The organism is Zafaria sp. Z1313, assembly GCF_050563205.1.
Classification (GTDB): Bacteria; Actinomycetota; Actinomycetes; order Actinomycetales; family Micrococcaceae; genus JAZDCJ01.
Genome location: NZ_JBNWUK010000007.1, coordinates 42049 through 62865, shown reverse-complemented (window position 1 = coordinate 62865; position 20817 = coordinate 42049). Strand labels below are relative to the sequence as shown.

At 74.7% G+C, this 20817-nt stretch carries 22 protein-coding genes; 9 read left to right on the top strand and 13 right to left on the bottom strand.

Features of this window, described 5'->3' with window-relative positions:
* Positions 1-156 precede the first annotated feature (156 nt).
* Positions 157-1119, top strand: a complete 963-nt coding sequence (locus ACQ3I4_RS08940; protein ID WP_430633385.1) for a DMT family transporter — start codon at positions 157-159, stop codon at positions 1117-1119.
* Positions 1120-1166: 47 nt separating this feature from the next.
* Here ACQ3I4_RS08940 and ACQ3I4_RS08935 read toward each other — a convergent pair whose 3' ends face one another.
* The 3 genes from ACQ3I4_RS08935 to ACQ3I4_RS08925 all read right to left on the bottom strand — a co-directional run bounded on the left by ACQ3I4_RS08935 (position 1167) and on the right by ACQ3I4_RS08925 (position 5682).
* A complete protein-coding gene (locus ACQ3I4_RS08935) occupies positions 1167-2318 on the bottom strand; it encodes a class I SAM-dependent methyltransferase (protein WP_430633384.1) in 1152 nt (383 codons plus the stop codon).
* A gap of 348 nt (positions 2319-2666) precedes the next feature.
* Positions 2667-4343, bottom strand: coding sequence for a LuxR C-terminal-related transcriptional regulator (locus tag ACQ3I4_RS08930; RefSeq protein WP_430633383.1), 1677 nt, complete (start codon positions 4341-4343; stop codon positions 2667-2669).
* 214 nt (positions 4344-4557) lie between these two features.
* The gene (locus tag ACQ3I4_RS08925; RefSeq protein ID WP_430633382.1) at positions 4558-5682 is read right to left on the bottom strand and encodes a PQQ-dependent sugar dehydrogenase; all 1125 of its coding nucleotides are present in this window, start codon (positions 5680-5682) and stop codon (positions 4558-4560) included.
* A gap of 203 nt (positions 5683-5885) precedes the next feature.
* Here ACQ3I4_RS08925 and ACQ3I4_RS08920 point away from each other — a divergent pair, with 203 nt between their 5' ends.
* The gene (locus ACQ3I4_RS08920) at positions 5886-7064 is read left to right on the top strand and encodes a hypothetical protein (RefSeq protein WP_430633381.1); all 1179 of its coding nucleotides are present in this window, start codon (positions 5886-5888) and stop codon (positions 7062-7064) included.
* An 11-nt stretch (positions 7065-7075) separates the two neighbouring features.
* On the opposite strand, the gene ACQ3I4_RS08915 is transcribed toward ACQ3I4_RS08920, so the two are convergent.
* Positions 7076-7387, bottom strand: coding sequence for a DUF1905 domain-containing protein (locus tag ACQ3I4_RS08915; protein WP_329862176.1), 312 nt, complete (start codon positions 7385-7387; stop codon positions 7076-7078).
* Between the two features lie 168 nt (positions 7388-7555).
* Here ACQ3I4_RS08915 and ACQ3I4_RS08910 point away from each other — a divergent pair, with 168 nt between their 5' ends.
* Genes ACQ3I4_RS08910 through ACQ3I4_RS08900 form a run of 3 tightly spaced genes read left to right on the top strand, consistent with a single transcriptional unit; the run spans position 7556 to position 10572 of the window.
* Entirely contained in the window at positions 7556-8806 is a 1251-nt protein-coding gene (locus ACQ3I4_RS08910) for an alanine racemase (protein WP_430633380.1), read from the top strand.
* Positions 8806-10350: a D-arabinono-1,4-lactone oxidase gene (locus ACQ3I4_RS08905; RefSeq protein WP_430633379.1), complete on the top strand. Its 1545-nt coding sequence runs from the start codon at positions 8806-8808 to the stop codon at positions 10348-10350. Before ACQ3I4_RS08910 ends, ACQ3I4_RS08905 begins: the two co-directional genes overlap by 1 nt.
* A 33-nt stretch (positions 10351-10383) precedes the next feature.
* Positions 10384-10572 (top strand): hypothetical protein, encoded by a 189-nt coding sequence (locus tag ACQ3I4_RS08900; RefSeq protein ID WP_430633378.1) that lies wholly within the window; start codon positions 10384-10386, stop codon positions 10570-10572.
* Here the strand turns inward: ACQ3I4_RS08900 and ACQ3I4_RS08895 are convergent.
* Together ACQ3I4_RS08895 and ACQ3I4_RS08890 are read right to left on the bottom strand one after the other, a co-directional pair.
* Entirely contained in the window at positions 10569-11621 is a 1053-nt protein-coding gene (locus tag ACQ3I4_RS08895; protein ID WP_430633377.1) for an LLM class flavin-dependent oxidoreductase, read from the bottom strand. The genes ACQ3I4_RS08900 and ACQ3I4_RS08895 overlap by 4 nt on opposite strands.
* Before the next feature lie 152 nt (positions 11622-11773).
* The gene (locus ACQ3I4_RS08890; protein ID WP_430633376.1) at positions 11774-13027 is read right to left on the bottom strand and encodes an MFS transporter; all 1254 of its coding nucleotides are present in this window, start codon (positions 13025-13027) and stop codon (positions 11774-11776) included.
* 30 nt (positions 13028-13057) lie between these two features.
* On the opposite strand from ACQ3I4_RS08890, the gene ACQ3I4_RS08885 reads away from it, so the two are divergent.
* Positions 13058-13828 carry a DeoR/GlpR family DNA-binding transcription regulator gene (locus tag ACQ3I4_RS08885; protein ID WP_430633375.1) on the top strand — a complete coding sequence of 257 codons (771 nt, stop codon included), beginning with the start codon at positions 13058-13060 and terminating at the stop codon, positions 13826-13828.
* Between the two features lie 72 nt (positions 13829-13900).
* A complete protein-coding gene (locus ACQ3I4_RS08880) occupies positions 13901-15424 on the top strand; it encodes a M16 family metallopeptidase (RefSeq protein WP_430633374.1) in 1524 nt (507 codons plus the stop codon).
* 112 nt (positions 15425-15536) lie between these two features.
* Here the strand turns inward: ACQ3I4_RS08880 and ACQ3I4_RS08875 are convergent, their stop codons facing one another.
* From ACQ3I4_RS08875 to ACQ3I4_RS08860, 4 genes are all read right to left on the bottom strand, one after another.
* Positions 15537-16127, bottom strand: coding sequence for a phage protease (locus ACQ3I4_RS08875; protein ID WP_329862184.1), 591 nt, complete (start codon positions 16125-16127; stop codon positions 15537-15539).
* A 222-nt stretch (positions 16128-16349) separates the two neighbouring features.
* Complete coding sequence (locus tag ACQ3I4_RS08870; protein ID WP_430633373.1) at positions 16350-16805, bottom strand: DUF1801 domain-containing protein; 456 nt, start codon at positions 16803-16805, stop codon at positions 16350-16352.
* Positions 16806-16902: 97 nt separating this feature from the next.
* Positions 16903-17811, bottom strand: coding sequence for a hypothetical protein (locus ACQ3I4_RS08865; protein ID WP_430633372.1), 909 nt, complete (start codon positions 17809-17811; stop codon positions 16903-16905).
* 26 nt (positions 17812-17837) lie between these two features.
* Positions 17838-18791: an acyl-CoA thioesterase gene (locus ACQ3I4_RS08860; RefSeq protein ID WP_430633371.1), complete on the bottom strand. Its 954-nt coding sequence runs from the start codon at positions 18789-18791 to the stop codon at positions 17838-17840.
* An 84-nt stretch (positions 18792-18875) separates the two neighbouring features.
* On the opposite strand from ACQ3I4_RS08860, the gene ACQ3I4_RS08855 reads away from it, so the two are divergent.
* Together ACQ3I4_RS08855 and ACQ3I4_RS08850 are read left to right on the top strand one after the other, a co-directional pair.
* Positions 18876-19037 (top strand): hypothetical protein, encoded by a 162-nt coding sequence (locus ACQ3I4_RS08855; protein ID WP_430633370.1) that lies wholly within the window; start codon positions 18876-18878, stop codon positions 19035-19037.
* A gap of 16 nt (positions 19038-19053) precedes the next feature.
* Entirely contained in the window at positions 19054-19566 is a 513-nt protein-coding gene (locus tag ACQ3I4_RS08850; RefSeq protein ID WP_329862189.1) for a hypothetical protein, read from the top strand.
* A gap of 86 nt (positions 19567-19652) precedes the next feature.
* Here ACQ3I4_RS08850 and ACQ3I4_RS08845 read toward each other — a convergent pair whose 3' ends face one another.
* The 3 genes from ACQ3I4_RS08845 to ACQ3I4_RS08835 all read right to left on the bottom strand — a co-directional run bounded on the left by ACQ3I4_RS08845 (position 19653) and on the right by ACQ3I4_RS08835 (position 20658).
* Positions 19653-19796 (bottom strand): hypothetical protein, encoded by a 144-nt coding sequence (locus tag ACQ3I4_RS08845; protein ID WP_329862190.1) that lies wholly within the window; start codon positions 19794-19796, stop codon positions 19653-19655.
* 119 nt (positions 19797-19915) lie between these two features.
* Positions 19916-20332, bottom strand: a complete 417-nt coding sequence (locus ACQ3I4_RS08840) for an alpha/beta fold hydrolase (RefSeq protein ID WP_329862191.1) — start codon at positions 20330-20332, stop codon at positions 19916-19918.
* A complete protein-coding gene (locus ACQ3I4_RS08835) occupies positions 20311-20658 on the bottom strand; it encodes an epoxide hydrolase N-terminal domain-containing protein (RefSeq protein WP_329862192.1) in 348 nt (115 codons plus the stop codon). Before ACQ3I4_RS08835 ends, ACQ3I4_RS08840 begins: the two co-directional genes overlap by 22 nt.
* Positions 20659-20817 lie beyond the last annotated feature (159 nt).

Here is a 20817-nt window from a genome sequence, read left to right as displayed (position 1 = left end):
GGGAAGCGAGTCCGGCCGCCGGCGTCGGGGCAGTGGTTCGATAGGGGCACGTTTTCCCGCACGTTCCCCGACCTCGCCGGGAGGGCTCCGGGGCGGCCCGCGGGAAAAGCCGAACGCATTCGACGTTTAGCTTCCCAGGAAGCTAAAGTGTCTTCCATGGAAGCTAAATGGCGCTGGGTCCTCGTGGCGGCCGTCGCGCCGATCACGTGGGGCAGCACGTACCTGGTCACCCCGATGTTCCTCCCCGCGGACGCCCCGCTGTGGGGCGCGGCCCTGCGCGCCCTGCCCGCGGGCCTGCTCCTGCTGGCGATCCGGCGCCGCCTCCCCCGCGGGGCGTGGTGGTGGAAGGCCGCGGTCCTGGGCACCCTGAACATGGGCGCGTTCTTCGCGCTCGTCTACGTCGCCGCGCAGCTGCTGCCGGCCAGCATCGCCTCGACGCTGATGGCCACGTCCCCCGTGGCGATGATGCTCATCGCCTGGGCCGTGATCAGCGAACGCCCGCGCGCGCTCGCCCTGGGCGGCGCGGCGCTCGGCATCGCGGGCGTCGCCCTCATGGTGCTGACGGGTACGACGGCGGTGCGCGCCCCGGGCGTGCTGGCCTCCGTCTCGGCGATGGCCATGGCCTCCCTCGGCTACGTGCTGGCCAAGAAGTGGGGCGCGGGCGTGGACGTGTTGTCCCAGACCTCCTGGCAGCTCGTCTTCGGCGGGCTCATGCTGCTGCCGGCGGCCGCGCTCGTCGAGGGCGCGCTTCCCCATTTCGACGGGCCGGCCGTCACCGCGATGGCCTACCAGTCGGTGATCGCGACCGCGCTCGCGTACGCGTGCTGGTTCGCCGCGCTCGGCCGGCTCGGCGCGGGAACCGTGGGCCTGATCGGGCTCTTGAACCCCGTCACGGGCGTGCTGCTCGGCACCGCGGTGGCCGGCGAGGCGCTCAGCGGCCGCCAACTGGCCGGCATGGGGCTGGTCCTGGCCGGGATCCTGCTGGGCCAGCCCGCGCTCGAGGCGTGGCTGCGCGCCAAGGCGGGGCTCCGGCGTCGCACTCCCCCGCCCGCATCCACGGCGCGACTCCCGGCCACGACCCCGCATCACCCTCCCCTCCCGGGTCGCGTTCAGAGCTGATAGCGACCCGGGAGTGGAGAGTGTCGCGCTAGGGGGCGGAGCGCCGCCTACGGCCGGGCCACGAAGTACACGTTGAAGGGATCGGCCTCGACGTCGACGATCTCTACGGACCCGAACCCGGCCTCCCCCAGCATCCGCCCGGCCAGCTGCCGGCCCCACGCGGTGCCCAGGCCGTCGCCGCCGAGCCCCAGGGAGACGCTCATGCAGTGGAACATGGAGATCGCGTACAGGTAGCTCCCCCACGGAACGGCCGCGTTGTCCTCGAGGTTGCTGGACGCGTCGATGTCCACCATGAGGAACACGCCGTCGCCGCGCAGCGCCGAACGGATGTTGGCGAGCACACGGCCCGGGTGCGCCTGGTCGTGGACCGCGTCGAAGGCCGTGACCAGGTCGAACTCCGCCACGTCGTCCAGGCTGGCGACATCGACCACCTCGAACCGCGCGTTCGACACGTCCCACGCCTCGGCCTCCGCCCGCGCGGCGGCGATGCCCTGGGCCGAGAAGTCGTACCCCGTGAACCGGCTCGCCGGGAAAGCGCGGGCCATGAGGTTCACGGCGTGCCCTGAGCCGCAGCCGACGTCGAGCACGTCGATTCCGGCGGCGAGCCGCTCCGGCAGGCCGGGAACCAGCGGCAGGATCCCGTCGACGAGGACGGCGTCGTTCACCGTGGCCGATTCCTCCGCCATGATCCGGTGGAAACCCGGGTACTCGGCGTACTCCAGGCCGCCGCCGTGGCGCAGGCAGTGCAGGACCCGTTCCTCCACGGAGCCGAGCAGGGGGATGTACTGCATGAGCTGGGCGAGGTTGTCCGGTCCGGCGGCCCGGGTCAGGACGGCCGCGTGGGAGGCGGGGAGGTGGTAGCGCGTCGATTCAGGCTCGTAGTGCACGACGCCGGCGGTGGCCATCCCGCCGAGCCATTCCCTCACGTAGCGCTCGTCGAGGCCCGCGGCGTCCGCGATCTGCCCGCTGTCGGCGGGCGGCAGGCCGGACAGCACCTCGAAGAGGCCCGCCCGGTGGCCGATGCTCGTCAAGAGGGCGATCGCCGAGGAGTTGAGGATGTCGAGGTAGCGGGCCGAGAGCGCCGCGGATTCCGCGGCGGCCGCGTCGGGCGCGCCGTCTCCGCCCGGTCCGGCCGGGGTTCCGGCGGCGTCCGGAGTGGGCGCGTCGGTGGCCGCGCTGGTGGTCGTTTCGGTGGTCATGGTCGTGGTCCTTGCCGTGTGGGCCCGCCGGCCCGGCGCGCCCGTGGCGCGTGATCGGGCCGGGAACCGGGCCGGTGGTGGGGTGTCCGCCCGCGGTCCCGGATCGCTCCGGCCGGCACGCGGCGCCCCTCGATGGAGTGCACCGGGCCGCCGCCGTCCTCCCTTCGATTCCCGCGCCGTCCCGGTGCCCTCAACGCTAGGGATCGGACGGCCGCGGCGGATCGGGAGGATGCCCCATCTGCCGCTCCCGCGGCATGGGGCGTTCGGTGCAGGACGACGCCGGGGCCCGCCTGGAGCCAGTCCCTGCGGCAGGTCGGGACGTTCGCAGGACGACGCCGGGGCCCCGCCTCAAGCGCGTCCCCGCGCCGGGTCGGGACGTTCTGCGGGGCCGGGCCGGCCACGCGCCGCGATGCCGCGCTCGTGCGCCCAGGCCGCGGCGGCGGTGCGCGAGGCGACGCCGAGCTTGGCGAAGATGTTGGACAGGTGCCGGCCGACGGTCTTCTCGCTGATGTAGAGGGCCGCCGCGGCCTCCCGGTTGCTCGCCCCGGAGGCGACGAGCCCCAGCACCTCGGACTCGCGGGCCGTCAGTCCGCCCGGGACGTCGCCTGGGTCGAGCCGTTCGACGTCCGGCACGGCCCCGAGCTGCCGGTACATCTCGACGGCCGTCGCCCGGTCCGCGGCCGCTGCCGCCACATCGCCGAGACCCGCGTGGGCCCGGGCGCACATCTCGTGCACGGCCGCTGACTCGTAGCGGGCGCGCAGGTTCCGGTACGCGACGCCGGCCGCGCGGAGCACCGGCAGGGCGTCCCCGAAGCGGCCGGCCGCGACCAGGACCGCCGCCCTGGCCTGAAGGGCCCACGCCCGGAACCCCTCGGTCCCGAACCCGGCGGCGGTGGACTCGAGCTCGGAACACAAGCGTCCGGCGTCGTCCTCCCGTCCCGCCGCGAGCGCGATCCGGACCCCCGGGCCCAGCAGCCGGGCGGCGCTCAGGGCGTCCCGGCCGGCCAGCGCGGCGCTCACGGAGGCCCAGGCCTGCGCGGGGCGGCCCCGGGCGAGCTCAAGCAGCGCGGCGCCCGGCTGGTGGTCCATGCCGAACTGGGCGGTGCGCGCGTACGCCTCGGAGGCCCCGGCGAAGTCCCCGCGCAGCCGGCGGATCTCGCCAAGCTGGTAGTAGGCCTCCCCCGCGACCCAGCCGTTCACGCCGGCCAGCTCGGCCCCGGCGCGTTCGACCCCGGCCTCCGCCGCCGCCCAGTCCCCCTCCGCGCACAACAGCTGGAGGCGGTGGATGCGACAGATCCCGGAATACACGGCCTCGCCCCGGAACTGCTCGCACCACCGCTCGGTCGCCAGCGTCCAGGCGCGCATGCGGGACAGGTCCGCCAGCTCGTGGCACGTATGGATGACGGTGCAGTACACGTCGCCCGCCCACTCGGGCGGCAACTGTCCGGCGAGGACCGGAAGCATCGCCTCGTCGAGCTGCGCGAAGCCGCCCGCCGGATCCCCGGTGCGGGCGTCGACGAGGCCGGACAGGACGAGGGCGAGGCATGTCAGCTGCGGGGCGCGCAGGCGCCGGCCGAGATCGTGGAGCGCCTCGGAGGCCTCGCGGGCGCCGCCGAGGGAGGAGAAGTCCAGCGAGATCGACGCCTCGAGGTAGCGCAGGTAGCCGTGCTCGATCCCCTCCGGCGTCCCCCTCAGGAGCCGGCGTGCCCGGCTGGCCCAACCGGAGGCGATCACGAGGTCGCCGCGGATGAACCACAGCAGGCCCAAGGTCGCGGCCTTCATCGCGGCGTCGACCGGGCCGGCGTCGTGCTGCAGCCGCTCGAAGACGTGCTCGGAGATCTCGAGCGCCTCGCGCGTGCGGCCGGTCCACCAGCAGCAGCGGCCCAGGAGGTCGAGGTCGGCGGTGTCGAGCTCCCCGGCCCGGGCGGCCGCGCGGGCACGTTCCAGCCCGTCGCAAGCGGCGCGCCAATCCCCGCGGGCGTATGCCGTCCGCGCCGATTCCAACAGCCCTGCCTGATCCTCCATGGCACTCTCCAGCACCACGGTATACCGCGGCCGTGCCGGCGGACAGGGCGCGGCGACGATGCCCCGGGCCTTCCGCCCGGGCTCTCGCCCGGAGAGCCCACCCCGCAATCCCCTCCGCCCACGGGTCGTTATCGGCGGCTCGAAACGACCCGTGGGCGGAGAGCATTGCGACCTGGGGTCGGCTGGTCCCAGCGGACGTGGCGGACGGTCCGGATCATCGGAACGCCGCCGGGTCGAGGGAGAGGATCCGGTCGTCGTCGGGGCCGGGGCGGCCCCGACCGTCGGTGTTGTTCGTGACGATCCACACGCGCCCGTCGGGGGCGGCGACGGCGTCCCGCAGGCGCCCGAGTTCACCGTCGAAATGCAGCCCCGCGGATCCCGGATCCTCCACCGGAACGGTCCGCAGCACGGCCCCGCGCAGGTTCGCGAGGTACAGCACGCCGTCCGCGTGGGCCATGCCGCTGGGGCTCGCGTCCGACGGCGCCCACTGCTGCACCGGGTCCGTGAAGCCCTCGCGCCCCGCGATCCCCTCGACCACGGGCCAGCCGTAGTTCGCGCCGGGTGTGATGACGTTCAGCTCGTCCCACGTGTTCTGCCCGAACTCGGTCGCGAACATCGTCCCGTCCTCCGCCCAGGCGATCCCCTGCGGGTTGCGGTGCCCGTAGCTGTAGACGGGCGAGCCGGGGAACGGGTTGTCGGCGGGGACGGCGCCGTCGGGCGTGAGGCGCAGGATCTTCCCGGCGAGCGAGTCCCGGTCCTGCGAGAGCGGGCGGTCGGCGGCGTCGCCCGTCGTCGCGTACAGCATCCCGTCGGGGCCGAAGGCGATCCGCCCGCCGTTGTGGTTGCCCGCGGCCGGGATGCCCTCAAGGAGCGTCTCGGGCTCCCCGAGCGCGAGCGAGCCGGGCGCCCCCTCGAGCGCGAAGCGCTGGATCCGGTTGCCGCCCGCCGCGGTCGAGTAGGCGTAGAGCCGGCCCCCGCCGTCGACCGCGAGCCCCAGGAGCCCGCCCTCGCCGCCGTGCGCGACGCCGTCCACGACGCCGACCTCGCGCGCGTTGCCCGCGTCGTCGAGCTCGAGGATCCGCCCGCTGTCGCGCTCGCTGACGAGCGGCGTCGCGTCCAGGAACGCCACGGACCACGGGGCCTCGAGCCCGGTCGCGACCACGGCCTCGGGTTCGCCGGGCGCCTCGGCGGAGCCGGTCTCCGTGGCCGGCGCGGGGGACGTCTGCGCCGCCGGGGAGGACGACGCCGGGGCCGTGCCTTCGGGGGCGGGCGCTCCCGTGCACGCCGCGAGGAGCAGGACGACGGCGGCGCCGGCCACCGCGCGGCGGATGCGTTTCATGGTTCCTCCTCGGGCGGATCGCGGGACAGCGGGCCTGAACCGGGTTCCCCTGCTTCAGCCTAGGGATGCAGAGGCCGCTTGGGGAGGGCCTCCCGGTACCACTGTGGACGGGCAGGCCCTGTGGAGGGCGGATCCGGCCGCGCCGCCGGCTTGCCCCCCGGGTGCCGGAACCGGGAACGATGGGGTGCGACGAAGGGACGGTCGTGGCATCTCGGAAGAAACGCCCTCACAAGGGACACCTGCGGCTCGTTGGCGGGCGGCCCCCTGGCGGGACGGCCATCGGAGCCGCCCGCATCGAGGCGCTCCTGCCGGACTACGTGACATGGGTCCTCAAGCAGGGCGGGACGCGGGAGGCGGCCGTGGCGGCCTGGCACCTCGTCGCCGACGTGGCGCGGATGCACGCGGACGCGGCGCCCTTCCAGGCGCCCGACGAGCTCGATCCCGGACTCGTCCGGCAGATCCTGCTGGCCGGGGAGGACCCCGACCTCGTCGACGACATGGCAACCTCACTCGACGCCTACCTGCACTTCTTCGACGAGACCGGGCGCTGGACCCGTGGCCGAGACACCTGGGAGGCCTTCCACGACCTCGTCACGCCGGATGACGACGAGATCGACGTTCCGGAGCTGACGGCGGAGGAGGCCCTGTCCGCATGGAAGGACGTGCCGCTGATCGGCTCCCTCCTCGGGCTCCTGCGGTGGATCGGCCCCGCACGGGACGTGACCCAGTCCGGGCTGCTGCGGCTCAAGGACATCGAACCGGCGGCCGCGGCCGCGGGGCTCTTCGTCCGGGGCGTCCGCAACGCGAAGCGGCCGTTCCCCGACGCCCCCGGCGAGTCGATCAGCGGCACGGCGGAGGAGCCGCTCATCGTTCCGACGATGGCCGATTCCGGCCGATTCCTCCGCTACGGGAGCGCGCTTGAGATCGCGGAGCTCATCGAGATCGGTTCCACGCGCGTGTGGCCGACGCCGCGCGCCGAGGCCCTGCTCGCGGGCCACGCCGCCCTGGACGAGGAGGCGGACGTGTATCTGGGGTTGGCCTCGGCGTACCTCGCCAGCACGGCGTCGGCGGTGTCGCCCGGTTCCGCGGCGCCGGACGCCATGATGCTCGCCTTCTTCCACGGTGCGGCGCTCGGAGACCTTCCGGTCGGCGTGCTGGACGGACCACTGGACGAGTTCACCGAGACGAACGTGGTGGCCGCCCTGGCGCTCGAACGGCGCCGGCCGTTCCTCCTCGACATGCTGCAGGACGGGCTCCTGGTGCGCTCGGGCGGTGTCCTGGTGCTCCCACCGGTCGCCCGGGAAGCGGTCGTCGCCGTCGAGTGGGGCCTGGAGCAGATCGAGGCGCAGCTCGAGGCGGGCCGGGACCCGTTCGAGGGCTGACGCGCCGGGGATCAGCGGCCGATGCGCAGGCGGATCGCGACGACGTCGTCCAGCTGGACGCCCTCGGCCCGCCGGACGGCGTCCTTGAGTGGCACGAGGTAGCCGCCGTCCTTGGGGAACAGGGAGGTCGTGAAGGGAGTGGATCCGAGCGTCCCGCTCACGGGGATCACGCCCCAGCCGTAGCTGACCACGGGCGCGAGCTCCCGGATCAGCGCCGCCTCGGCGTCCGGCACGCGGACATAGTGGAACGGCGCGGGGCCGCGCCAGTAGAAGACCTCGCCGACGACCTCGACCCCGGGCCGACCATCCCGTTCTGCGTCCACTGCCGCTCCCTGCCTCCTCCGCCGACCGGCCCCGCGGCGACCACCCGGCCCCCGCGTCGCCGTCGGACCCTGGCCTGCCGTCGCCCGAGACCGCGGTCCGCACCGGTTCAGTGTGCCACGCGCCCGGCTTCCGGCGCACCGCCGCGTACCAACGGGTAGCATTCCGTGATGGACGAGCGGAAGGAGACGCCGTGGCCCCGCGACACCGCCCGGAAGGGACACGGCCCGAGCCGCTCCGCCGCGCTCCTGGACCTGGACCTCTTCCGCGCCAACGCCGCGGCGATGGCCGCCCGCGCCGCCGGAACGCCGATCCGCGTCGCGAGCAAGTCCCTGCGCGTCCGCCGTGCGCTCGACGAGGCGCTCGCCCATCCCGGCTACCGTGGCGTGCTCGCGTTCACGCTGCCGGAGGCGCTGTGGCTCGCCGGGCACGGGGCCGACGACGTCGTCGTCGCCTATCCGTCCACGGACCGCGCGGCCCTCGCCGCGCTCCTGCGCGGGGAAGCGCACCGGCACGTCACGCTCATGGTGGACTCCCCGGAGCACCTCGGGCTCCTGGCCGCCGCGGCCCGCGACGCCGGTTCCCCGTCCGGCCGCCGCTTCCGGGTGTGCCTGGACCTCGACGCCTCCTACGCCCCCGTCCGCACCTGGCCGCGCGGCCCCCGGATCGGCCCCCTGCGCTCCCCCGTGCGCACCGCGGAGCAGGCCGTCCGGCTCGCGCGCGCGGCCGCGGACGCCGGCGTCGACGTCGTCGGGCTCATGGCCTACGAGGGCCAGGTCGCGGGCGTGGCGGACGCCGCCCGCACCCCGCGGGGTGCCGCGGTCCGCGCCCTGCGCACGCTGTCGATCCGCGACCTGGCGACGTGGCGCGCCGAGGTCGTCGCAGCGGTCCGGGCCGCCCTCGGGCAGGGATCCGGCCCGGCCACCGGGCAGGGCGCCGGCCTCGAATTCGTCAACGGCGGCGGCACGGGCTCCCTCGAGTCCACGGCCGCGGAGGACGCCGTCACGGAGCTCGCCGCCGGCTCCGGCTTCTACGGGCCCGAGCTGTTCCAGCACTACCGCGGATTCCGCCCGGCCCCGGCGCTGCACGTGCTCTTCGGCGTCGTCCGCCGCCCCGGCCCGCGCACCGTGACCGTGCTGGGCGGCGGCTGGACGGCCTCGGGCCCCGCGGGTCCGGACCGGCTCCCCGTCCCCGTCTGGCCGCCGGGGCTGCGCTACTCCGCCACGGAGGGTGCCGGCGAGGTGCAGACCCCGCTCACGGGCGCCGCCGCGGCCGGAATCCGGCTCGGCGACCCCGTCTACTTCCGCCACGCCAAGGCGGGCGAACCGTGCGAGCGGCTCGGCGAGGTGCACGTGTTCTCAGGCGGGCGGATCACGGACACGTGGCCCACCTACCGCGGCGAGGGAAGGGCCTTCCTCTGATGTCCACCGAGCACGACGCCGGATCCCCCGCCCCCGTGCCCCGGACCACCGGGGCGCCGGGCTGCTCCGTACCGGACGCCGCCACGAGCGGCTTCCCCGCGCGCGGTCCCGGGGCACGCGGCCCCGGGACGTGGGGTCCCAAGGCGTGGGGCCCTGCCGCGCGGGGCGGGCCGCTGCCCGCCGGCGCCCGCCCCGCACCCGGCCGCCTGGGCCGCGCCGACACCGGTGGCGGCGTCTGGGCCTGGAGCAACTGGTCGGGCAGCGAGCGGTCCCGGCCGTCCGGCGTCGTCGTGCCCTCCACGGACGCCGAGGTGGCCGCCCTGCTGCGGCGCGCCTCCGAGGACGGCACGCGGGTCAAGGCCGTCGGCGGGGCGCACTCCTTTTCCCCGATCGCCGCGACCGACGGGCTCCTGCTGGGGCTCGACGCGCTGCAGGGCCTCGTGGCCGTCGACGCGGGGCGCGGCGAGGCGGTGTTCCGGGCGGGAACGCGCCTGCACCGGGTCGCCGGGCTGCTCGCGCCGCACGGTCTCGCCCTGCCCACCATGGGCGACATCGACCGGCAGTCGATCGCCGGGGCGCTCGCGACAGGGACGCACGGGACCGGACTCGGCTTCACCGGGTACTCCGGGATCGTGGCGGCGCTGCGGATCGCGCTGCCCGACGGGCGGATCGTGGACTGCTCGGAGCGGACCGAGCCGGAGCTGTTCCAGGCGGCGCGCGTGGGGCTCGGCGCCGTGGGCGTGGTGCTCGAGGCGACCCTGCGCTGCGTGCCCGCCTTCCGGCTCGCCGCCGTCGAGGCGCCCGAGCCGCTCGCGCAGATGGAGGAATCGTTTCTCGAGCGCTCGCGGACCACGGACCACCTCGAGTTCTACTGGTTCCCGCAGTCCCGCACGGTCCTGTCCAAGGCCAACACCCGGTTGCCGGGCGACGCGCCGTTGCGGCCCGTGGGAAGGATCCGCGGATTCGTCGACGACGAGCTGCTCGGCAACGCGGCGCTCGGACTGATGTGCGGGTTGGGGCGGGCCGTGCCGTCGCTCGTCGGTCCGCTGAACCGCCTCGCGACCCGGGCCGCGGCGGAACGCGGCTACGTCGACGCGTCCCACCGCGTCTTCGTCTCCCCGCGACGTGTGCGCTTCCGCGAGATGGAGTACGCGCTGCCGCTCGAGGCGTTCGGCGAGGCGTTCGCGGAGCTGCGCCGGGCCGTGGAGGGCTACCGCGAGCCGATCAGCTTCCCCGTGGAGGTGCGGACCGCGGCGGCCGACGACACGTGGCTCGGCACGGCGTCCGGGCGGGAGTCGGTCTACTTCGCCGTGCACCGCTACGCTCGCGAGCCGCACGCGGAGTTCCTCGAGCACGTCGAGCAGGTCTTCACCGCGCACGGCGGGAGGCCGCACTGGGGCAAGATCCACACCCGGGACGCCGGCTACCTGCGGGGGCTCTACCCGCGCTTCGACGACTTCACACGGGTGCGGGACGCCGTGGACCCGGCCGGGACGCTCCTGAACCCGTACCTTGAGCGGGTCCTCGGAATCCGCGCCCCCTGACCCCGGGCGGTCCGGGTCTGGCATGCTGGGGCCATGACCGAACCCTCCCGACGGAGCCCGCGCTACGTCTTCGCGGTGATCGCGGCCGTCGTCGTCGTCTTCCTCGTCTCGCGCGACCTGAGCGTCGGTTCCGGCCTGTCCCCGTGGACCTGGGCGGTGATCGGCGTCGTCGTGCTGACCCAGTTCGCGCTGCTCGTCCCGCGTCGGCGGGACCGCGGCTAGGCCGGGGCCCCGGACCCCGCGGTCAATCCCGGTGCCCAGCCGAGCGCCGGGGCGACCTCCTGCGCCGCGACCGTGAGGATCCGGCGGACGACGTCGGACGGATGGTCGAACGGCAGCGCGATCACGAGCTCGTCGGCGGCCCGCAGCCCGACGTCCCCGGCGAGGGCCTCCGCGATCCGCTCCCCCGTCCCCGAGGCCACGCGGCCGAACTGGAACGGCAGATCCGGATTCCCGCCCTGCCGCGCGGCATCCCGGTCGAGCAGCCACTGGACCTCCGCCTGCTCAGCGGCGTTCGCGTACGGGACGATCTGCCGGCTGACCGAGGCGTGGGACGCCCAACCGGCCACCCGGGCGTGCTCGGCGCGGTAGGCCTCGATGCTCGCGAGCTGAGCCTCCTCGAAGGAGAGCCCCGTCGCCTCGGTGTTCAGGGTCGACAGCTGCAGCCCGAGGCCCTGCCGCCCGGTCCGGCGCGCGCTGGCGAGCGAGCCGGCGCCGTAGGCGATGCGCCGCCGCAGCCCGGGGCTGACGGGCTGGACGGGCAGTTCCGTGCCGGCCTCCGCGAACGGGACCTTCTCGTCGGCGACCGCGAGCGTGCGCCCCTCGACGGCGGCGATGAAGCGCTCGACCCGTGCGTCGACGGCCTCGCGCAGCCCGCCCTCGATCGGGGCGTAGGCCTGCGAGAACGTGCCCTCGTTGTCGGAGTATCCGGAGCTCAGGCCGAGCTCGAGCCGGCCGCCCGTGAGCAGGTCCAGCGTCGCGGCCTCCTCGGCCAGCCGGACCGGGTCCTCGAAGCGGATCGGCGTCACCGACGTCCCGAGGCGGAGCCGCCGCGTACGCTGGCCCGCGGCCGCCAGGAAGGGAACGGGAGCGGAGAGGTAGTGCTCCAAGTGGCGGTGGCGGACGTAGCCGACGTCGTAGCCCAGCTCCTCGGCGAGCTCGAACAGCTCGAGCCCCTCCTCGAGCCCGCGCGAGCGTCCTCCCTCGATCCCCGAGTGCTCGACGAACGCCAGGAAGCCCAGGCGGAACGGAGGTCGTGCGGTCTCGGTCATGGCGGGGTCCTCCGGGGCTCGTGGCGCGGTCCCTCCCAGTCAAGCACCGGGACCCCGGGGCGGGGCGCCGCAGTCGTCCCCTCACGTCACGCGGCGCCACGCGGGGTCACGGAACGTCGTGCGGGGTCGGAACCGGCACGACGCCGGGGCCGTCACCGGGCGGGAACCACCGGGCGCCGCAGCTTGGCGTGCGCGATCGCGGCCGCGCCGAGACCGCCGGCCACGAGGACCAGGAACGCGGTGCGCAGGCTCGTGGCGTCGGAGATCAGCCCGATCGCGGGCGAGGTCACGAGGAAGCCCAGGCGCATGAGCCAGCCCAGCATCGCGATCCCCGTTCCGGCGGGCAGCCCCGGCACGGCGTCCGCGGCGGCGAACGCGGCCGGGACCAGGGTGGCGCAGCCGAATCCGGCGAGCGCGAAGCCCGCCATCGCCCCCAGCGGCCCCGGGCCGAACACCACGACGAGACCGCCCGCGGCGATCAGCAGGCCGCCGAACCGGGCCACGTTCCCGCGCCCCCAGCGGTCCGTCATCGGGTCGCCGAGGATCCGGCCGACGAACTGCGCGGAGATCAGCACGGTGAGCCCCAGGCCGGCGAGCGCGGGCGCGGCGGTGGTCTCCGTGTGCAGGAACAGCACGGCCCAGTTGTTGCCGACGTCCTCGACGAGGATCCCGCAGATCGCCAGCACGACGAGCGGGGCCAGCAGCCGGGCGGCGGCATAGCGTCCGGTCCCCGCCCGCGCGGCGCCGGGCCCCGGAGGGGGTACGACGCCGGAGCCCTCCTTCGCCGCTCCGCCCGCCGCTCCCGCGGCTGCTGCGTCGGGGGTCCGGCCGGGCACGGAGGCGGGGATCCGCGAGAGCACGCCGCTGTAGACGGCGGCGAGGGCCCAGACGGCCCCGTTGACGATCATCTGCGTGCCGATCGGGACCCCCTGCGCGGCGCAGACCGCGCCGATGAGGCCGCCCGTGGCGGCGCCGATGCTCCAGGCGGCGTGCAGGGAGTTCAGGATGGAGCGGCCGTGCCACCGTTCCACGGCGACCCCGTGGACGTTCTGGGCCGCGTCGACGATCGCGTCGATCGTCCCGCCGAGCACGAGCGCGGCGACGAAGACCCAGACCGTCGGCCCCGCTCCGGCGCAGGCCACGGCGGCGGCCAGGAGCACGGAGCCGGCCTGGACCACGAGCGGGGCCCCGAATCGCCGGATCAGCGGGGCCGCCCACGCGGCGGCGAGGATCGCGCCGACCGGGAAGGCGATCACGGACAACCCGAACTGCGCGTTGCTGAGCCCGAACGCGTCCTTGATCTCCGGCAGCCGCGGCAGCAGCGCGCTGAACAGCACGCCGTTGGTGAAGAACATGAGCGAGACCCCGAGGCGGGCGCGGGTCGACGGCGGGACGGAGCGTGGCATGCCGATCACCGTATGGGGTTGAATGATCACGTGCAACGATCACTTCGGCACCAAACGATCATCCGCTCCGTCTCCGGCCAGGCGGCGGCCGTCGCCGTGGACGACCTGGCCCGCCTGACGGGAGCCTCGGCCGTCACCATCCGGCGCGACCTCGCCGAGCTCGAGGCACGCGGCCTGCTCCTGCGCACGCGCGGCGGCGCCGCCCGCGCCCGCAAGCGCGGGGCCCCCATGCCGTTCTCCGTCCGCTTCGAGGCGGACCAGGAGCGCAAGGCGCTCATCGCCGCGGCCGCGGCCGGCCTCATCGAGGACGACGACTCGGTGATCATCGACAACGGGACCACGTGCTTCGCGGTGGCGCAGGCCCTCGCCGGCCGACGGCTCACGGCGCTCGCCCTGTCCCTGCACGCCGCCGGCGCGCTCGCGGCGCGGCCCGGGCCGTCCGTCGTCGTCCCCGGCGGCCCCGTCGCGACCGACAGCCTGGCGTTCGTGGGCGATGCGGCCCTGCAGGCGGTCCGCGAGATGCGGGTCGACGCCGTGGTCCTCGGCGCGTGCTCCGCCTCCCCCGAGCACGGCCTGACGTCCACGACGTTCGACGACGCCTCCCTCAAGCGCGCGTGCCTCGCCTCCGCGAACCGGCGGATCCTGGTGACGACGCCGGACAAGCTCGCCCGGACCTCCACGTTCCGCTTCGGCTCGCTCGAGGACCTGACCCACCTCGTCACCACGGCCGACGCGCCCGCCGAGGTCCTCGAGGCCTTCCGGGAACACGCCGTCGAGGTCGTGGCCGTGGGTGGCGACTGATCGACAGTGTGCGTGGATAGGATCGGCGCAGGCCGCACGCACGGCCCCACCATCTGCAGGAAGGACCGGCCCATGGTCGCCCACACACGCGAGATCGACGGCGTTCCCGTTCATTGGACCGAGCAGCCCGGGCGGCTCTCCGCCTCGCTCGTCTTCCGGATCGGCGTGCGCGACGAGGACTTCGCCACTTCCGGGCTGACCCACCTCGTGGAGCACCTGGCGTTCTCCGCCATCCCGGTCCCGGACCACGAGACCAACGGCTCGGTCTCGCTGAACTTCACCGAGTTCACGGTCGACGGTCGGCCCGACGAGGTCGTGGAATCCCTCGAGGCCGTCTGCCGCTCGCTGTCGGCGCTCGCCGAAGGCCGCGTGGACGCGGAGATGCTCGCGCGGGAGCGCGCGGTCCTCGAGGCCGAGGGGGCCGTCGGCGCGGTGCCCTTCGAGGTCGGGGTCGCGCTTTCCCATCGCTTCGGCCTGAAGGGGCTCGGCTTGGCCCCTGTCCAAGCAAAGTACCTGGATCGGATCGGTCCAGAGGACGTGGCGCGGCACGCCGCCGAGTACTTCACACGCGGAAACGCGGTCCTGGTCCTGTCCGGCGAACCACCCGCGGGGCTGCGTCTGCCGCTGCCCGACGGCCCGCGCCGGCGCCCCGCCGACGTCCCCGCCCTCCCGCAGGCGGGGCCACACGAGTACGGCGACGAGGGCGAGGGCGTGACGCTCTCCTTCCCGACCCCCGGCCCGGCCGACGACGCCTCGCTCCTGCTGCCGCTCGTCTTCCAGGTCCTGCAACGCCGCGTCCGCGAGGGGCTGCGGCGCCAGGAAGGGCTGGTCTACGACGTCGATGCCGGCACCGTCTTGGTCGACGATCGGCGGGGCATCGCCGTCGTCCGGGTCAACGTCGCGCCCCGCAACGCGGCCGGCTCGGCCCGGCGGATCATCGACGAGCTCCGTTCGCTGCGCGACCACGGGGCGACGCAGGATGAGGTGCGCCGCGTGATCGCGGCCCTTGAATCCGACGGCGCCGAGCCCGGCGCCGACCAGGCCGAGGTCTACGAGACGGCTCTCGACGAGCTCGTCGGGATCCGCCACCAGTCGATGGCCGAGCACCTCGCCGCATTCCAGGCCTACGTCCCGGGGTCCGGGATCGGGGCCCTGGCCGATCTGGAAGGGCAGTTGCTGGTGGGCTTCACCGCGGAGGCCTCTCCGGAAACCGATTCCCCCGTGTCCGCGGAACTGCTCTACCCTCCGCGCGACCGCGTCGACCCACCGGCCATCGAGGGCGCCGTCTACAAGCGCGGCCTGATCGCCCGGTTCGCGGGGGCTCCGGCCGACCTGAAACTGGTGATCGGCACGGACGGGCTGCAGATGACGATGTTCGGGCAGACGATCTCCGCGCTGTACTCCGAGGTCGTCGGGCTGGAGCACGAGCGCGTCGACGAGGGGGTCGACGGCGTCACCTTGTTCCTGGCGGACGGCTTTCAGATCGCCGTGCTGTCCGCGTGGTTCCGGAAGGGCTCCGAAGTCGTCGAGCGGCTCCGCTCGGCCGTTCCGGAGCGCCTGCACTACGCGGCGGAATCCAGGCCGGAAGCGGCCTGAACGCCCCGAGCATCACATCGCCTTCCACTCCTCGGTCCTTTCGACCCAGTCTGAACGACCGAGGAGTGGATCACGCTGCGGGTTGGCGGATGCGGCGGGTGGCGCCGCTGGATCAGCCGCCCCGGATGACCCCCTTCTCCGCGGCCTTGGCGACGGCGTCGGCCTCCGCCTGGGTGAGCGTTCCGTCCTCGACGGCCGCGTCGAGCCGCGACTGGAAGCGCTCGGCCCGCTCGGCCTTCGCCTCGCTGCGGACCTCCTCGATCGCCGCCTGGACCGTGGACTCGTCCAGGTCCAGCGCCTCGGCGAGGGCCGCGGCAAGGGCCGTGTCCCGCCCGCTCCGGTCCGCCCCTTCACCTGCGCTCTCGCCGCGCTGGGCCTCGCGGTAGGCGTCCACGGCCTCCTGGACCGCGGATTCCTCGACCCCGAGCTTCTGGGCGAGCTGCGCCGCGACGTCCCCCAGGCCACCGTGCCCGCCCCGGCCCTTGCCGCCCCGCTCCGCGCCCTCCGGCGCGGTGCCCCGGGAGCCGGCGTCCGGCGTCGTACCCGTTGCGCCCGACGGTGCCGCGCTCGAGCTGGCGCCCGTGCCGGCGTCCGCCGCATCGGTGGCCGCCGTGGCCATGCCGGCCACGCCGAGCCCGGCCCCGAGGGTCAGTGCCACGGCCGAGGCCCCGAGCACCATGTTCTTCTTTCGCGTCCCTGCCATGAGGATCGTCCTCCATTCGCCGCGTCGCGGCTTCGCTGGTGATGCCGGCGCGTGCCGCCGGCCCGCTTCCAGCCTGCGGGCGCAGTTCAGGGAGGGGCTGTCGAGGGGCTGTCCGGGCGCTGTGAACCCGGCTCCGTTGCTGTGGACGTGCGCCTCAGCGCCGCCTGCGGGCGCGTTCGACGGCGTCCGGCTGAGCGCCCGCGCGCTGGAGCGCCAGGGGTTCTAGCCGACGGCCTTCTTCACGAGGGCGGCGAGCGCCTTCTCCCCGTCGGCGTCCAGCCCGGCCACGGCGAACGACGTCGGCCAGAAGCCCGCGGCCTCGTCGAGCTCCGCCTCCGGGGAGAATCCGAACGTGGAGTAGCGTTCCTTGTCCCCGATCCCGCTGCGGAAGAAGCAGAGGACCTTTCCGTCGCGCGCGTAGGCGGGCTGCCCGTACCAGACCTTGGGCGCCAGCTCCGGCGCGGCCTCCAGGACCACGGAGTGGATCCGCTCGGCCAACTCGCGGTCCGGCGAGTCCATCTTGGCGATCTTCTCGAGGCACGCCTTCTCGTCCGCGGCGGCCTTCTTCGCCGTCCGCCCGCCGCCCTTGGCCTCCGCCTTCAGCTCGGCGGCGCGCTCCTTCATCGCCGCGCGTTCCTCGGCGGAGAACCCGCCCTCCTGCTCCGTCGCTGCGCCCATGGTCGTTGCGCCTTCTCGTTCCGGCGGCATGTTGTCTCGCCCCACGCTAGCGGCCGCGGAGGGGCGGCCGCTTCTCGATTCCTGACGGACCGGAGGCCTAGAGGCGCGTCCGGCCGTCCGGGGCGTCGCGCAGCAGTTCGACGTCGGCCGGGGCCGGCCACGCGTCGATCAGCTCGTCGATCGGGAGCTCCGACTCCCCGACGAGGTCCACGGCGACGTACGCCAGCCGCCCGTCCTCGATCCGCAGGACGAGCTCGAGCTCCTCGCCGCCCGGGGCGAACCAGCGCCCGCGCACCGGAAACTCCTGCGAGTGCGGCACCACGCGCACCTCGTCCTGGGGCACCTCGAACTCGGCCACGGTCGAGAACGCCCCGCCGTCCCACACGAGCTCCCGCGCCCGGCCCAGCTGGTCCAGCAGCAGCTCCGCGTCCTCGCCGCCGCCGGCCCGCAGCAGGGCCTCGACCAGCGAGCTCAGCGCGGGGTCGACATCGCGTTCGAGGGGAGCCCCGGCGTCGTCCTCCTCCTCGTGGCCCGCGGAGGAATCCAAGGCCCGGTCGCCGAGGTAGGACACGACCATGAGGGCGGCGGCCCCGGCCGCCATCCAGCGGCGCGGGTGCCTGACGCCGCGGGAGGACAGCGCCCCGCTGAGCCGGCGGTCCCAGTCCTCGGAGGCGTCGGCCAGGGCGTAGACGGCCCCGGCGGCGGCGACCCCGGCGAACGCACGGGCGGGGACCAGCGCGGTCCCATCGCGGTCGATGGTGGCGGCCACGGCGAAGCCGCCGAGCGCGGCGGACGCGGCCCGGTACCAATGGCGGCCGGACCGGGAGAGCCGGGCGGGGTCCACGAGCGAGAGCGCGCCGACCGCCGCGGCGGACACCGCTCCGAACGCGGGCGACAGCGGATCCGAGAGGGATCCGAGCCGCTCGGCGAGCGCGCGGGCCCGCTCGCCGAGCGTCCCGAGGCGGTCCTGCAGGGGCGGCGTGCTGCTGTATCTCGTCGGTGTCATGGCTCTCCTTCTCGCTGTGGCGGTGGTCAGTAGACGCGCTCGGCGGCGAACTGCAGCGGCGGCAGCTCGGCGCGGCGGCGGACGAGGTCGCGCGCGTGCTCGTCGAGGCGGCGGTCCTCGTCGCTGGCCGGCTCCAGTTGGCGCACGGGCGAGGCGTGCCCGTCGGCGTCGCGCGTCACGAACACCGTCATGCAGCGGGTCGTCGGCCGCCACGAGCCGCCGCGCGGGTCCTTGGCGCGGACGTGGACCACGATGTGCATCGAGTGCGGGCCCGTGTGGATCATGCGGGCCTCGGCCTCCACCACGTCGCCGATGTGCACGGGGTTCAGGAAGTGGATGCCGCCCGTGTAGACGGCGACGGCGTCCGCGCCGCACCAGCCCATCGCGCACGCCCTCGCGACCTCGTCGATCCAGCGCATCACGATCCCGCCGTGCGCGTTCCCGCCCCAGTTCACGTCCGTGGGGGCGGCGAGGAAGCGGAAGCGCTCGCGCGGGGTCGTCCCGGCGTCCGTGTACTCCTGCGCGGCCATGGCGTCGCGGATCTGCGCGCGGGCCGCGACGCGGGCGGAGGCGCCGCGGGCCAGGTGCGCCGCCTCGTCGTCGGACGGGGCCCAGGCGGGCACGGGCTTCGGCTTGCGCTCGGCGTCCATCGCCACGAACACCAGGATGCAGTCCATGGCCGGCCGGAAGACGCGCTCGCGGACGTCGGCGGCGTCGACGGTGACGACGACCTGCATCGAGGAGCGGCCCGTGTCCACGATCCTGGCGTCGACCTCGATCAGGTCGCCGTTGCGGATGGGCCGGGTGAAGTGCACGTTGCCCACGTACGCGGTGACGCAGTAGCCGCCGGAGTAGCCGACGGCGCACGCGTAGCCCGCCTTGTCGATCCACTCGAGGACGCGGCCGGCCTGCACCGTGTCCCCGTCCTCGGAGACGTCGGTGGGAGACGCCAGGAACCTGAGCGTGACGCGGTCTTCCATGGGCTCATCGTACGCGGGCGCGCTCCGCGTCATCCTTCTTTACATCCGGGTCGAGGCCGTCCGGGCGGGACCTACGCTGGGTACATGCCGGATGCCTACGTCCTCCCGACGCTCGCGGCGCTTCTCGCCGCCGCGACGCTGCTCGGCGTGCTGTGGAGGGCGGGACAGGGGCGCACCGTCGCCGCGGCCGGGACCGAACGGCTCGAGGTCCCGGGGCTCGCGCCGGGCGGGCACTGCCACCAGTAGGGACACCGTGGCGGCGATGACGACGGCGGAGCCGGGCCCGCGCGTCCGGCCCGCCCGGGGCGGGCCCCCGCATGTGGTTCGGGGCCGCCCGGAGGGCGCCGCGGGTTCGGCGGGCGCCCGCTGGGCGGCCTGCGCCGCCGCCGTCCTCGCCGTCGCGGCCGCCGCCTTCCACCTGCGGGCCGCGTTCACGCACGGGCACGGGGTGGTGTTCGCCGCGGCCCTCACGGCCATGGCCCTGGCCTGCGTGGGCTGCGCGGTCCTGGAATGGCTGCGGCCTTCCTGCCGCACCGGGCGCCTGCTGATGTCCATGGCGCTCGGCATGGCGCTGGCACACGCCGCGCTGGCCCTGGGCGTTCCGGGCCTCGGCGGCTCCCACGCGGTACACGGCGGCGGGGCCGGCGGCGGGGCCGTAGCGGACGCCTCGGCACCGGGGGCGGACATGCTCGGCCTCGCCGGGCTCGAGCTGGCGCTGGCCTGGACGGCGGCCTGGTCCCTCCGCTCGGCGCGCCGCCCGGCCGCCGCTCCCTGAGCCCGCGGCGCCCGTTCCCCCGCGGTCGTCCAGACCGCGTCAGAACGGCGGGAAGCGGGAGGAGCACGCGGGCCGGGGCGGAGCGCCTACCGCAGGGGCCGCAGGAACTCCCTGATGTCCCGCACCAGGATCCCGGGCTCCTCGAGGGCGGCGAAGTGGCCGCCCCGGTCCTCGACGTCGGTCCAGCGCACGATCGTGTTGGACGCCTCCGCGAGGGCCCGGATGCCCACGTCGTGCGCGAACTGGATCGCCGCCGTCGGGACGCCGGAATCGATCTCCGGCTCGCCCCAGGCAGCCTCCTGCGCGTAGCCGACGGCGGCCGCGGAACCGGCGCTCGCGGTGAACCAGTTCAGCGAGGCGTTGGCGAGGAGGAAGTCGATGCCCAGGACCTGGTCCGCCGGCCGGTCCGCGGGGTGCGTCCAGGCCTGGAACTTGTCCAGGTCCAGGCGAGCTGGGCGACGGGCGAGTCGGCGAGCATCGACCCGACGAGCGCCGGCCGCGTGGACTGGAGGGAGATGTAGGCGAACTCGCGCTCCATGAACTTGCCGACCCGGCGAATCCTGTCCTGCTCCACCGGGGACATCGCGGCGAGCTCCTCCTCCCCGGCCTCGCTCGCGAACGCCCCGAGCGCGCCGTTGACGTGCACGCCGACGACCCGTTCGGGCGCCAACCGCGCGACCTCGGGGGCCACGCCGGCCCCGATGTCCCCGCCTTGGACGGCGAACCGGGCGTAGCCCAGCCGGCCTATGAGCTCGATCCGGGCCATCCGTGGGTGAGCAGCAGCGGCAGGGCTCCCGGCACGCGCGAGCGGACGTGGATGAAGTGGATCCGCTGCCCGTCGATCTCCGTGGTGAACTGCGGTACGTCCGCCAGTCGGCGCTCGTAGGCGCGCCAGTCGAAGGCCGCCCAGGCGGACACCATCGAGCGCAAGTAGGCGTCCGGGACGCCCGTGCCACACCCGTCGTCCGGAAGCGGGGGCGCAAAGCGCGTGGCGCGCAGGCGCGCGGCGAGGTCGTCGAGCCGATCCTGGGGGATGTCCACCCGGAAGGGTTCGATCGTAGCGGGGGTTCCGTGTGCTGCGTCCTGTTCCATGGCACCATTCTTCCGTTCAATGCGGTCAATAACCGTCCGCATTGGGAAACCTTCCCGGGCGTCCGGTGTCGTCTGGGGCACATATCCCTGTCTGGCCCGATTCACAAGGTGCCCTCAGCAACGGCCCGGAAGCTTGTGGTGAACAGCTTCCCACCGCAA